The organism is Modestobacter italicus (assembly GCF_000306785.1).
In the GTDB taxonomy this organism is placed as follows: domain Bacteria; phylum Actinomycetota; class Actinomycetes; order Mycobacteriales; family Geodermatophilaceae; genus Modestobacter; species Modestobacter italicus.
Window position 1 is genome coordinate 1,368,029 of the sequence record NC_017955.1, and the last position, 12,192, is coordinate 1,380,220.

Genomic DNA, 12,192 nt, shown 5'->3' on the forward strand with positions numbered 1-12,192 from the left:
TTCCTCGCTCCTACCCGTCACGGCGCGTTGCAGTCACGACCTGCCAGGAACTGTGCCGTCACGCAGGGTGCTCGTTTGGCAGGAAGTGTTGTGACCTCGCCCACTTGACCCCATGTGCATCCCTGTCCGCGCAGATCACGAACCGGTCACGGCGTGTTTACATGGGCCCCGCCCGAGCCAGACCGCCCGACGGAAGACAGGTGCATGGACCCGCAACATCTCGCCCGGCTCGACGACGACGGATCGGTGCGCAGCATCCGCACCGGTACGGCAGGTGGCTCCACCACCGCCGTGTCGCCCCGAGCCCCCGAGGTGCCGGTCCAGGCGCCCGCGCTCGACTCCTGGCCGCTGCCGGTCGGGGGTGACGGCCCCGCCCTCCCGGACGTCTGGCCGCTGCCCTCCGCCGAGGCGCCCCGGCTCCTCGCCGAGGATGCCGTCCCCGCCCGCCCGGCCTACAGCGCCGACGCCGTGGCCGCCGCGCTCGCCGCCGGTTACGGGCCGCGGCACCGCAAGCCCTCGACCCGCACCCGCCGCCCGGCGCTCTACCTGGCCGCGGCGATGATCGGCGCGGCCGGCATCGCCGGCACGGCGGTCGCGACCGACTCCTCCCCAGCCGTCGCCCAGGCCGACGAGCCGGTCAGCGTCGCCGAGGAGCTCGGCATGGTGCAGGCCGAGCAGCCCGCCGCCAGCGCGCAGGACGCCACCGCGCGGCTGCAGCAGATGGTGGCCAGCCGGGCCGAGCGCGAGGACGCCGAGGCCGCCGCTGCCCGGGTCCAGGCCGACGCCGACGCGGCCGCGGTGGCCGCCGCCGCGGAGGCGGCCCGTCCCAAGGCGGTGCTGCCCGTGCAGGGCGCGCGGCTCTCCAGTGGGTTCGGCTACCGGTGGGGCACGCTGCACGCCGGGATCGACTTCGCCGCCCCGCTCGGCACGCCCGAGTACGCGGTCATGGACGGCGTCGTGGTCCGCGCCGGTGCGGCCAGCGGCTTCGGCCTGGCCGTGTACGTCCAGCACGAGAACGGCGACGTGACCGTCTACGGCCACATGCAGGAGATCCTCGTTGCGGAGGGGCAGGTCGTCCGGGCGGGCGACCCGATCGCCCTGCTGGGCAACGAGGGGCAGTCCACCGGCCCCCACCTGCACGTCGAGGTGCGCCTGGGCGGGATCGACGGGCAGAAGGTCGACCCGCTCCCGTGGCTCCGCGAGCGCGGCGTCCAGGTCTGAGGAAGGACTCCGTCCTCACCACCCTCGCGGGCCGCGGGAGGGGGCCTCACCGGCCGTCAGGTCGGGGATCGCCCCGGTGCGCCCCTGGCAGGAAGAGAGGGGCGCACGTTCAGCCGGCGTGGACAACGGCGGCGTCGGCGGGCAGGTCCTCCTTGGACGCCTTGATCAGCAGGCCCGCGACGACCGCGCCGACCACCAGCAGGGCGGCGGCCCAGGTGAAGGCGGTGGTGTAGCCCTCGACCTGCGCGGCCAGGCCGACCGCGGGGTCGTTCGGGTCGGCGCCGGCGGCCACCTGCGAGGTGATCGCGTCGGTGATGGCCCCCACCGAGATGGTGGCCAGCAGCGCGGTGCCGATCGAGGCGCCCACCTGCTGGGTGGCGTTCAGCATCGCGCTGGCTGCGCCGGCGTCGCGCTCGCCGGCGCCGATCAGCGCGAGGTTGGACAGCGGCACGAACGTGAAGCCCAGACCCAGGCCGAGGATCAGCTGGCCGGGGAAGGCCAGCGCCCAGAACGAGGTGTCGACGCCGAGGAAGGACATCAGGAACAGCCCGGCGGCGGCCAGCAGCGCACCGACCACCATCAGCGGCCGCGGACCGAGCCTGGGCACCAGGGCGCTGGCGGCGCCGGCGGAGACGAGCACGCCGAGGGTGGTCGGCAGCGAGGCGAACCCGGCCTCGACCGGCTTGTAGCCCAGCACCTGCTGGAAGTAGAGGCTGAGGAAGAAGAAGGCCCCGATCAGCCCGGCTCCCACCAGGGTGGAGGTCAGGTACGCACCGCCGCGGTTGCGGTCGAGGACCAGCCGCATCGGCAGCAGCGGGTTGCGGACCCGCAGCTCCACCACGACGAACGCGGCCACCAGCAGCAGGCCGCCGATGATGAACGCCAGCGCCGGGCCGTTGGCCCAGGCGTTGGCCTGCGGGTCCTCCTGTGAGGCCTGCGCCACCTTGGTGAAGCCGTAGACCAGCGACGCCAGGCCCAGGGTGACCAGCACCGCACCCGGGATGTCGTACTTCGCGTCCCCGGGGGCCTTGCTCTCCGGCACGATCGGGATGGCCGCCGCGACGGCGACGATCGCCACCGGCACGTTCACCCAGAAGCACCAGCGCCAGTCGGCGTACTCGGTCAGCACGCCACCGAGCAGCAGGCCGACGGCGGAGCCACCACCGGCGATCGCGCCGTAGACGGCGAAGGCATTGGCCCGCTCCTTGGCGTCGGTGAAGAGCACGGTCAGCAGCGCCAGCGAGGCCGGCGCCAGCAGGGCGCCGAAGACACCCTGCAGCGCGCGGGCGCCGAAGAGCATCGCCTCGTTCTGCGCCAGGCCGCCGAGCGCGGAGGCCACGGCGAAGCCGACGGCCCCGACCAGGTAGGTGCGCTTGCGGCCCCAGAAGTCAGCGATGCGCCCGCCCAGCAGCAGGAAGCCGCCGAAGGTCAGCGTGTAGGCGGTGACGATCCACTGCTGGGTGGCGGCGGAGATGTCCAGGTCCGTCGACACGGCCGGCAGGGCGATGTTCACGATGGTCGCGTCCAGGATGACCATCAGCACGGTCACCGCGATGACCGCCAGTGCCAGCCAGCGCTTCGGGTAGGGCTCGGTCGATGCGGTGGGTTCCCCGGCCCGGGTGGTGGGGGCGGCGTCGCTCAATGGGTCCTCGTTCGTTCGTTCCGGTCGGCCGGGTCGTCGGCCAAGGGGTGAAGGTATCGGCCTGGGACGATGTCGTCGTGCCGGTTTCCGTGGTGTTCATCTCAGACACCCACGTGCCCGCGCGGGCACGGGACCTGCCGGTTCAGCTCTGGGAGCGGATCGAGGCCTGCGACGTCGTGATGCACGCCGGCGACTGGGTCGACGTCGCGCTGCTCGACGAGCTCGAGCGGCGGGCCCGCCGGCTGGTCGGGGTGCACGGCAACAACGACCACGGCGCGCTGCGGGAGCGGCTGCCCGAGGTCGCCCGGGTCGACCTGGAGGGCGTGCGGTTCGCGGTCGTGCACGAGACCGGGTCGGCCCAGGGACGCGAGGCGCGGTGCGCGGCACGCTTCCCCGACGTCGACGTCCTGGTGTTCGGGCACAGCCACATCCCCTGGGACACGACCACGGCGATTGGGTTGCGGCTGCTCAACCCCGGGTCGCCCACCGACCGCCGGCGGCAGCCCACCGGCACCTACCTGACGGCCACCGTGGCCGCCGGCTCGCTCTCCGACGTGACGCTGCACCGGCTGCCGGTGCGACCTCCTCGCCGGTGAGCGCGCCACCCCTCCCGGAGGCGGCGGTCGCGGTGCTCGCCTGCCCGGTCTGCGGCGCGGCGCTCCACGCCGACGCGGCCGGGCTGCGGTGCGCGGCGGGGCACGGGTTCGACCGGGCGCGGCAGGGCCACGTGACCCTGCTGCCGCCTAACGGGTCCCCGCACGACGGTGACTCCGCGGCCATGGTCGCCGACCGCGCAGGTTTCCTGGCGGCCGGGCACTACGCCGGCATCACCGCCGCGCTGGCCGACGCCGTCCTGGCCGGCGGCCCGCCGGGCACGCTGCTGGACGCCGGTGGCGGCACCGGCGCCCACCTGGCCGGCGTGCTGGACCGGACACCGGACGCGGTCGGGGTGGTGCTCGACGCCTCCCGCTACGCGGCGCGGCGGGCGGCCCGGGCGCACCCCCGCGCGATGGCCGTGGTCGCGGACAGCTGGGCCCGCTGGCCGGTGCGGGACGCCGCGGTGGACCGGGTGCTGGTGGTCTTCGCCCCGCGCAACGGCGCCGAGACCGCCCGGGTGCTGCGGCCCGGCGGGCGGCTCGTCGTCGTCACCCCGGCCGCCGACCACCTGACCGAGCTGGTCGGTCCGCTCGGGCTGCTCACCGTCGACCCGGCGAAGGCCGACCGGCTCGCGGCGAGCCTGGGTCCGCACCTGCGACCGGTCGGGACGACCCCGCACCGGGAACGCCTCGTGCTCGACCACGCCGCGGTGCGCACGCTGGTCGGGATGGGGCCGCACGCGCGGCACCTCGCGGAGGAGGAGCTCGCCGCGCGGATCGCCGCCCTGCCCCCGCAGGTCGGGGTGACCGTGGCCGTCGACGTCGGCAGCTGGCAGCAAGACCCCGCCACCTGAGGTCGGGACGCCACGAGGGCCCGGCCGCAGCGGCCGGGCCCTCGTGGGGGAGTGCTGCCCGCGGGTCGCGGGCGGTGGGTCAGCGGGTGACGCGCCGCTTGTTGGTGGCCGCCACGTAGATCCCGAGCACGATGATCGCGCCGATGATCGACCCGATGATGCCGGAGGTGCCCAGCTCGAAGTTCCCCTCGAAGATGAGGCTGCCGAGCAGGTTGCCCACCACGGACCCGACGATGCCGAGCGCGATGGTGAGGCCGATGCCGAGGTCCTGCTTGCCGGGGATGACCGCCCGGGCGATGAAGCCTGCGATCGCACCGATGATGATCAGGACGATGATGTTCCAGAGAACGTCCACGTGAGCCTCCTACGCATGACGGCAGCTGCCGTCGTGCGCTGGGCCGTCCAGCGCAAGATCAACTGTGCCCCGTCATGATCGTCGCCAAACTTCCGAGACCAACAGGTTTCATGCACTGCACCCGATCGGGTGACGCACGACGGGCCTCTCACCTGCAGTTCCACCCGCCCGCGCGAGGCCGCCGCGGCGCTGCCGGTGTGGCGGTCAGCACTGCCGAGCCCGTCCGCCCCCGCAGGCGGCGCACCGGCTGCCTCTCCCGCCGCGTGAGGCGGCTGGGCACGGTCTAAGCTCCGGGCGTGACGATCGCACCCGCCCCGATCGTGAGCCGGCCGAGCCCGGCACACGAAGCCGAGAAGGGGTCGCGGCTCCTCGGTCTGCTGCGCACCACCGACCACAAGACCATCGGCCTCATGTACACCACGGTGGCCTTCATCTGGTTCTTCGTCGGTGGCTTCATGGCGCTGCTGATGCGTGGTGAGCTGGCCCGCCCGGAGCTGCAGTTCCTCTCGCCCGAGCAGTACAACCAGCTGGTCACCATGCACGGCACGATCATGCTGCTGTTCTTCGCGACGCCGATGTTCTTCGCGTTCTCGAACCTGATCATGCCCCTGCAGATCGGCTCGCCGGACGTCGCCTTCCCGCGGTTGAACGCCTTCTCGTTCTGGCTGTTCTTCTTCGGCTCGGCGATCGCGGTCTCCGGCTTCCTGACCCCCGGTGGTGCGGCGGACTTCGGCTGGTACGCCTACACCCCGCTGTCCACCGGCGCGCACAGCCCCGGCGCCGGCGGCGACCTGTGGATCGCCGGTCTGGCGGTCAGCGGGCTGGGCACCATCCTCGGTGGCGTCAACTTCATCGCGACGATCGTCTGCCTCCGCGCGCCCGGCATGACGATGTTCCGGATGTCGATCTTCACCTGGGCGACGCTGGTCACCAGCATCCTGGTGCTGCTCGCCTTCCCGATCCTCACCGCGGCGCTGATGGCCCTCCTGGCCGACCGGCACCTGGGGGCGCAGGTCTTCACCGCAGCCAACGGCGGGCCGATGCTGTGGCAGCACCTGTTCTGGTTCTTCGGCCATCCCGAGGTCTACATCATCGCCCTGCCGTTCTTCGGGATCATCTCCGAGGTCATCCCGGTGTTCAGCCGCAAGCCGCTGTTCGGCTACAAGGGCATGGTCTTCGCGCTCATCGCGATCACCGCCCTGTCGCTGGCGGTCTGGGCGCACCACATGTTCGCCACCGGCGCGGTGCTGCTGCCGTTCTTCGCATTCCTGACGTACCTGATCGCCGTCCCGACCGGCATCAAGTTCTTCAACTGGATCGGCACCATGTGGCGCGGCCAGCTGACGTTCGAGACGCCGATGCTGTTCGCGATCGGCTTCCTCATCACCTTCCTGCTCGGTGGGCTGACCGGTGTGCTGCTGGCCTCCCCGCCGCTGGACTGGCAGGTCAATGACAGCTACTTCGTGGTCGCGCACTTCCACTACGTCGTCTTCGGCACCGTGGTCTTCGCCGCCTACTCGGGGCTGTACTTCTGGTTCCCGAAGCTCTGCGGCCGGATGATGGACGAGCGGGTCGGCAAGCTGCACTTCTGGCTGACCTTCATCGGCTTCCACGCCACGTTCCTCATCCAGCACTGGCTGGGGAACATGGGCATGCCGCGCCGGTACGCCGACTACCTGGCCACCGACGGGTTCACCACGATGCACACGATCTCGACCATCGGGTCGTTCGTGCTGGGCGCCTCGGTGATCCCGTTCGTCTACAATGTGGTCAAGTCCTGGAAGCACGGGAAGCTCGCCCTGCGCGACGACCCCTGGGGCCACGGCAACTCCCTGGAGTGGGCGACCTCGTCGCCGCCGCCGCGGCACAACTTCCTGGAGATCCCGCGGATCCGCTCCGAACGCCCGGCGTTCGAGCTGCACTACCCGCACCTGAAGGACCGGCTGCAGGTCGAGGCGCACGCAGGCAAGCGCCACGAGCCCTACGCCCAGGAGGCTGGGCTGACCGGCGGTGGCCGGGCCGGGGCGAACGACCCCGACCCGACGTAACTCGCAACCAGCACGTCACCACGGACGCCCCGTCGGCCACCGGTCGGCGGGGCGTCCGCGTGCCTGGGGCTGGTGCGGACGGCGGACGGCGGTCCGGCACGATGGCGTCGTGACCGACGCTGCCCACCCCGCGCCGATCGACCCGACCGGGACCCCCGCGCCGGCCGGTGCCCTGCTGACCGTCACCGGGGCCGACCGCCCCGGGGTCACCGCCACGCTCTTCGCCGCCCTGGAGGCCGCGGCCGGTGAGCCGGTGGAGGTGGTCGACGTCGAGCAGGTGATCGTGCACGGCCAGCTGGTGCTCGGGGTCGTGGTGCGGGGCACCGCACCCGCCGGTGACGGGACCCTCGCCGACCGGCTGGGACCGGTCGCCGCCGACGTCGCCGGGCGCACCGGGATGCACGTGACCGTCGTGCCCACCGCGGAGGCGGCGGCCGAGGTCGGGCCGGGCGCCGGGCGCACGGTGCGGCACCAGGTGATCGTGCTGGGCGCACCCGTGCCCCCCGCCGCGGTCGCCGGCGCCGCCCAGGCCATCGCCGGGGTGGGCGGCAACATCGACGCGATCCGCCGGCTGTCGGACTACCCGGTCACCAGCTTCGAGCTCACCGTGTCCGGGGCCGGATCGACCGAGCTGCGCACCGCGCTGGCCACCGTTGCCGCGAAGACCGGCACCGACGTCGCGGTCGAGCAGGCCGGGTTCGCCCGGCGCAGCAAGCGGCTGATCGTGCTGGACGTCGACTCCACGCTCGTCCGCGGGGAGGTCATCGACGAGCTCGCCGCCCGGGCCGGCCGGGCCGCGGAGGTCGCCCGGATCACCGCCGCCGCGATGAACGGCGAGCTGGACTTCGAGCAGTCGCTGCGGGCTCGGGTGGCCGTGCTCGCCGGGCTGCCGGTGAGCGTGCTCGACGAGGTCCGCGAGCACCTGGTGCTCACCCCGGGCGCGCGCACCCTGATCCGCACGCTGCAGCGGCTCGGGTTCCGCTGCGGCATCGTCAGCGGGGGCTTCACCCAGATCACCGACCCGCTGGCCGCGGCCCTCGGGCTGGACTTCGCCGCCGCCAACACCCTCGAGGTCGCCGACGGCCGGCTCACCGGCGGGCTGGTCGGCGAGGTCGTCGACCGGGCCGGCAAGGCCCGCGCGCTGGCCCGCTTCGCCGCCGAGCACAGCATCCCGCTGGAGCAGACGGTCGCGGTCGGGGACGGCGCCAACGACCTGGACATGCTCAACGCCGCCGGGCTGGGCATCGCCTTCAACGCCAAGCCGTTCGTCCGCGAGCAGGCGCACGCGGCGCTCAACCAGCCCTACCTCGACGCCGTCCTGCAGGTGCTCGGCTTCACCCGCGACGACGTCCTCGATGCGGCCCCCTAGCCGGCCTGCGCGACCTCGCCGTCGAGTTCCACGCCGGCGGAGCGGAGCTGGTCGAGGGCCGCGTCGGTGGAGGCCTGCGCCACCCCGGCCGTCAGGTGCAGCAGCACCCGGGTCGAGAAGCCGGCGCCGACCGCGTCCAGGGCGGTGGCCCGGACGCAGTGGTCGGTGGCGATGCCCACGACGTCCACCGCGTCGACCTCCCGGGCCCGCAGCCAGTCCGCCAGGCCCTGCCCGTCGAACGAGCCCTCGAAGCCGGAGTAGGCCGCGGCGTACTCGCCCTTGTCGAACACCGCCTCGATCGGACGGCGGTCCAGGTCGGCGTGCAGCTCGACCCCGGAGGTGCCGACGACGCAGTGCGCGGGCCACGTCTCGAGGAAGTCCGGCTGCTCCGCGAAGTGCCCGCCCGGGTCGACGTGGTGGTCCCGGGTGGCGACCACATGCGCGTACCCGGAGGCACCGACGTGCGCGCTGATCGCCCGCGCGACGGCGGTCCCGCCGGCGACGGCGAGGCTGCCGCCCTCGCAGAAGTCGTTCTGCACGTCCACGATCACCAGCGCCCGGGTCATGACCCCATCCTCCGTCAGGCGGTGACCGTGTCGATGGCGGGTTCGCCGCGGGACAGCGACCAGGCCTCCTGCGGCAGCGTCCCGCGCACCCGCTCGTGCAGCTCCCGGGCGGCGGTGAGCGCCTGCGCCGGGGTGCGGGGCTCCACCAGCTGCCCACCGCGCACCAGCGGGACGACCAGCTGCCGGTCGTGCTCCCCGGCGGTGACCGGCGCGGGGCTGACCACCTCGGCGGTCGCCGTCCCGGCGGCGTCGTGCCGGCGCACGGCGTGCTTGCGGCCGCCCACCGAGCGCTTCCCCTCGGAGTTCTTCGCCACCGGCACGCCGTCCCGCTCCACCAGCTTGTAGACCATGCCCACGGTCGGTGCCCCCGACCCGGTGACCAGGGACGTGCCCACGCCGTAGCCGTCGACGGGGGCGGCGGCGAGCGCGGCGATCGCGTACTCGTCGAGGTCGCTGGTCACGATCACCCTGGTCTTCGTCGCCCCGAGGGAGTCCAGCAGCTCCCGGGCCGAGGTAGCCTGGATGGCGAGGTCACCGGAGTCCAGCCGGACGGCGCCGAGCTCGGGGCCGGCCACCTCCACCGCCGTCCGGATGCCCTGCTCGGTGTCGTAGGTGTCGACCAGCAGGGTCGTCCCCACGCCGAGGGTGTCCAGCTGGGCGCGGAAGGCGGCGGCCTCCTCGTCGTGCAGCAGGGTGAACGCGTGCGCGCTGGTGCCGGTCGTGGGGATGCCATAGCGGGCACCCGCGGCCAGGTTGGAGGTCGCCGAGAAGCCGACCAGCGCCGCGGCCCGGGCGGCGGCGACGGCGGCCTCCTCGTGGGTGCGGCGGGAGCCCATCTCGATGCACGGCCGGCCGCAGGCGGCGCCGACCATCCGGGCGCCGGCGGCGGCGATCGCGCTGTCGTGGTTGAGGACCGACAGGACCAGCGTCTCCAGCAGCACGGCCTGCCCGAACGGGGCCCGCACGGTGAGCACCGGGGAGCCGGGGAAGTAGAGGTCGCCCTCGGCGTAGCCGTCGACGTCACCGGTGAACCGGAATCCGGCCAGGTGCTCCAGCAGCCGGGGGTCGTCGATGCCCTGCGCCCGCAGCGCCGCCAACTCGGCGTCGCCGAACCGGAAGTCGGCCAGCGCCTCCAGGAACCGGCCGGTGCCGGCCAGCACGCCGTAGCGGCGCCCGTGCGGGAGCCGGCGGGCGAACACCTCGAACACGCAGTCGCGGTCGGCGGTGCCGTCGGCCAGCGCCGCAGCCAGCATCGTCAGCTCGTAGCGGTCGGTGAGCAGCGCGGGGCTCAGCGGGGTCGGGCTCGGCATGGACCAGCACGATAGGTGGCCGCCGACTGCACCGCCCGGGGGGCCGTCCTAGAGTGATCACGTGGCCGGACCGCTCGCGCCCGAACGGACGCCCGACACGACCCCGGACGAGGACCACGACCTCGACCGGCCGTGGGTGACCGTCGTCTGGGACGACCCCGTCAACCTGATGACCTACGTGACCTTCGTGCTGCAGGAGCTGTTCGGCTACGACGAGGCGAAGGCGACCGAGCTGATGCTGCAGGTGCACCACGAGGGCAAGGCGATCGTCAGCTCCGGCCCGCGCGAGCGGATGGAGCACGACACCAGCCGGCTGCACGCCTACGGCCTCTGGGCCTCCTACCAGCGGGACGCATGAAGCCCTTCCGCCGTCGCGGCGACGTGGTCGTCGCCCGGCTCGTCGACGCCGAGGCCAGCATCGTCGGGCTGCTGCTCGACCAGCTGGAGCAGCTGCTGGCCGCCGACCCGGCGGACTCCGGGGGCGACCCGGTGGTGGAGCGGCTGCTGCCGCCCGGGCACGCCAGCGACCCGGAGCTCGCCGCCGACTACCGGGACCTGACCGAGGCGGCGCTGCGCAGCGGCAAGGCCGACGACCTGGCGATCGTCCGGGCCACGCTGCCCCCGGAGGGCGGCGAGGTCCGGCTGGACGACGACCAGGCCCGGGCCTGGCTGCGCACCACCAACGACCTGCGCCTGGCGCTGGGCACCCGCCTCGGGGTGACCGCGGACACCGAGCCGCCGGAGGACCCGACCGAGGAGGAGGGCTCCCAGCTGGCGGTCTACTACTGGCTCACCGCCGTGCAGGGGTCGCTCGTCGACGCGCTGGTGGCGGGCGGAGGCGGCCGACGGTGAGGAACACCAGGGTGGCCACCAGCAGGTCGGCGACGAAGAACACGTAGACCAGGCTGGGCACCGACAGACCCTTGACCAGCCCGCCGATGCAGGACACCAGGGTGACGGCGGAGAGCAGGAACAGCAGCACCAGGCCGATCAGCCGGCCGGTGACCAGCAGCACCAGCTCCACCCGGTCGGTGCGCTGGTCGGTGCTGGCCCGGCCGGTGCGGCTCAGCAGCCGCCGTGAGCCGAGGACGAGCGCCGGCAGTGGCAGCGCCACCACGCCGACGATCATGAGCACCTCGATCACCACGGTCCGCGACGTTATCGGTAGGACACCCGATCGACACAGTCCGTTCCCATCGCCGTCCGCCGGGCGGTGCACCCGAGGGGGAGGCGGACCGGCGTCCGGGGCGGCGCCTAGACTGACCGCGTGCTGCGCATCGACCGCGCGACCTACGACGCCATCGTGGCCCACGCCCGGGAAGACCACCCGGACGAGGCCTGCGGCGTCGTCGCCGGCCCCGAGGGCAGCGACCGCCCGGAGCGCTTCATCCCGATGCTCAACGCCGCCCGGTCGCCCACGTTCTACGAGTTCGACAGTGCCGACCTGCTACGGCTCTACCGGGACATGGACGCCCGCGACGAGGTGCCGGTGGTCGTCTACCACTCGCACACCGCGACCGAGGCCCGCCCCTCCCGCACCGACATCAGCTACGCCTCCGAGCCCGAGGCGCACTACGTGCTGGTCTCCACCCGCGAGCACGGCGCGCAGACCGGCCTGGCCGGGGACACCGTGGAGTTCCGCAGCTTCCGGATCGTCGAGGGCGAGGTGACCGAGGAGGACGTCGAGGTCGTCGAGTCCTACCTGTTCGGCCACTCGCCGACCACCGTCGTCTACGACTGACGAAGGACCCCCTTGCCCCCCACCCCTCGCAGGCTCGGGGCGGGGCCATGCAAGGGGGCCGGGGCCGAGGCCGGAACAGCTTGCTGCGGCCTGGCGTTGCCCCGATCAGTCGTACTGCCCGCGTGCCCGCACGCGGTTCCCCTGTCACCCCGGTTCGAGGAGTTCCCCAGCAATGGCCATCGAGGTCCGCATCCCGACCATCCTGCGCACCCACACCGGCGGCAACAAGACCGTCGAGGGCAGCGGCGCGACCCTGGGCGCCCTGGTCGACGACATCGACAGCCAGCACCCCGGCATCAAGAACCGCCTCGTGACCGAGGAGGGCAAGCTGCACCGCTTCGTCAACGTCTACGTCAACGACGAGGACGTGCGGTTCACCGGTGCGCTGGACACCGCAGTCAAGGACGGCGACTCGGTCACCATCCTCCCGGCCGTCGCCGGCGGCTGCTGACCGGAGCCTCCCCGCCCGGTACCGCAGCACCTCCAGGAG

Annotated in this window: 14 protein-coding genes; 9 read left to right on the plus strand and 5 right to left on the minus strand. The window is 73.3% G+C overall.

From position 1 onward, the window contains the following. Positions 1-204 precede the first annotated feature (204 nt). Complete coding sequence (locus MODMU_RS06630; protein ID WP_014739430.1) at positions 205-1,221, plus strand: M23 family metallopeptidase; 1,017 nt, start codon at positions 205-207, stop codon at positions 1,219-1,221. A 109-nt stretch (positions 1,222-1,330) separates the two neighbouring features. Here MODMU_RS06630 and MODMU_RS06635 read toward each other — a convergent pair whose 3' ends face one another. After that, positions 1,331-2,863: an MFS transporter gene (locus tag MODMU_RS06635; RefSeq protein WP_014739431.1), complete on the minus strand. Its 1,533-nt coding sequence runs from the start codon at positions 2,861-2,863 to the stop codon at positions 1,331-1,333. Positions 2,864-2,940: 77 nt separating this feature from the next. On the opposite strand from MODMU_RS06635, the gene MODMU_RS06640 reads away from it, so the two are divergent. After that, positions 2,941-3,459 carry a metallophosphoesterase family protein gene (locus tag MODMU_RS06640; RefSeq protein ID WP_041795011.1) on the plus strand — a complete coding sequence of 173 codons (519 nt, stop codon included), beginning with the start codon at positions 2,941-2,943 and terminating at the stop codon, positions 3,457-3,459. Continuing rightward, on the plus strand, positions 3,456-4,313 hold the full coding sequence (locus tag MODMU_RS06645; RefSeq protein ID WP_041795013.1) for a putative RNA methyltransferase: 858 nt from the start codon (positions 3,456-3,458) through the stop codon (positions 4,311-4,313). The genes MODMU_RS06640 and MODMU_RS06645 overlap by 4 nt, the downstream gene beginning before the upstream one ends. A 79-nt stretch (positions 4,314-4,392) precedes the next feature. On the opposite strand, the gene MODMU_RS06650 is transcribed toward MODMU_RS06645, so the two are convergent. Beyond that, the gene (locus MODMU_RS06650) at positions 4,393-4,668 is read right to left on the minus strand and encodes a GlsB/YeaQ/YmgE family stress response membrane protein (protein ID WP_014739434.1); all 276 of its coding nucleotides are present in this window, start codon (positions 4,666-4,668) and stop codon (positions 4,393-4,395) included. A 296-nt stretch (positions 4,669-4,964) separates the two neighbouring features. Here MODMU_RS06650 and ctaD point away from each other — a divergent pair, with 296 nt between their 5' ends. Both ctaD and serB read left to right on the plus strand, forming a co-directional pair. After that, entirely contained in the window at positions 4,965-6,716 is a 1,752-nt protein-coding gene (gene ctaD / locus MODMU_RS06655) for an aa3-type cytochrome oxidase subunit I (RefSeq protein WP_014739436.1), read from the plus strand. A gap of 109 nt (positions 6,717-6,825) precedes the next feature. Then, positions 6,826-8,085 (plus strand): phosphoserine phosphatase SerB, encoded by a 1,260-nt coding sequence (serB, locus tag MODMU_RS06660; RefSeq protein WP_014739437.1) that lies wholly within the window; start codon positions 6,826-6,828, stop codon positions 8,083-8,085. Here serB and MODMU_RS06665 read toward each other — a convergent pair. Together MODMU_RS06665 and MODMU_RS06670 are read right to left on the minus strand one after the other, a co-directional pair. After that, positions 8,082-8,651 carry an isochorismatase family protein gene (locus MODMU_RS06665; protein WP_014739438.1) on the minus strand — a complete coding sequence of 190 codons (570 nt, stop codon included), beginning with the start codon at positions 8,649-8,651 and terminating at the stop codon, positions 8,082-8,084. The two genes, serB and MODMU_RS06665, sit on opposite strands and share 4 nt — an antisense overlap. Positions 8,652-8,665: 14 nt before the next feature. Then, a complete protein-coding gene (locus MODMU_RS06670; protein ID WP_014739439.1) occupies positions 8,666-9,961 on the minus strand; it encodes a nicotinate phosphoribosyltransferase in 1,296 nt (431 codons plus the stop codon). Between the two features lie 61 nt (positions 9,962-10,022). Between MODMU_RS06670 and clpS the strand changes: the two genes are divergently transcribed. Together clpS and MODMU_RS06680 are read left to right on the plus strand one after the other, a co-directional pair. Continuing rightward, positions 10,023-10,319: an ATP-dependent Clp protease adapter ClpS gene (gene clpS, locus MODMU_RS06675; RefSeq protein ID WP_014739440.1), complete on the plus strand. Its 297-nt coding sequence runs from the start codon at positions 10,023-10,025 to the stop codon at positions 10,317-10,319. Then, entirely contained in the window at positions 10,316-10,813 is a 498-nt protein-coding gene (locus MODMU_RS06680; RefSeq protein WP_041795015.1) for a DUF2017 family protein, read from the plus strand. The genes clpS and MODMU_RS06680 overlap by 4 nt, the downstream gene beginning before the upstream one ends. On the opposite strand, the gene MODMU_RS06685 is transcribed toward MODMU_RS06680, so the two are convergent. Beyond that, positions 10,752-11,108, minus strand: coding sequence for a hypothetical protein (locus MODMU_RS06685; RefSeq protein ID WP_014739442.1), 357 nt, complete (start codon positions 11,106-11,108; stop codon positions 10,752-10,754). The genes MODMU_RS06680 and MODMU_RS06685 overlap by 62 nt on opposite strands. A 120-nt stretch (positions 11,109-11,228) precedes the next feature. Here MODMU_RS06685 and MODMU_RS06690 point away from each other — a divergent pair, with 120 nt between their 5' ends. Further along, entirely contained in the window at positions 11,229-11,702 is a 474-nt protein-coding gene (locus tag MODMU_RS06690; RefSeq protein ID WP_014739443.1) for a M67 family metallopeptidase, read from the plus strand. 172 nt (positions 11,703-11,874) lie between these two features. Next, complete coding sequence (locus tag MODMU_RS06695; protein WP_014739444.1) at positions 11,875-12,153, plus strand: MoaD/ThiS family protein; 279 nt, start codon at positions 11,875-11,877, stop codon at positions 12,151-12,153. Positions 12,154-12,192: the final 39 nt, after the last annotated feature.

Bases quoted from the DNA above. Each gene is read 5' to 3' on its own strand.
- MODMU_RS06630 (WP_014739430.1), top strand. From the start codon at position 205: ATGGACCCGCAACATCTCGCCCGGCTCGACGACGACGGATCGGTGCGC.
- MODMU_RS06665 (WP_014739438.1), bottom strand. From the start codon at position 8,651: ATGACCCGGGCGCTGGTGATCGTGGACGTGCAGAACGACTTCTGCGAG.
- MODMU_RS06670 (WP_014739439.1), bottom strand. From the start codon at position 9,961: ATGCCGAGCCCGACCCCGCTGAGCCCCGCGCTGCTCACCGACCGCTAC.
- MODMU_RS06680 (WP_041795015.1), top strand. From the start codon at position 10,316: ATGAAGCCCTTCCGCCGTCGCGGCGACGTGGTCGTCGCCCGGCTCGTC.
- MODMU_RS06695 (WP_014739444.1), top strand. From the start codon at position 11,875: ATGGCCATCGAGGTCCGCATCCCGACCATCCTGCGCACCCACACCGGC.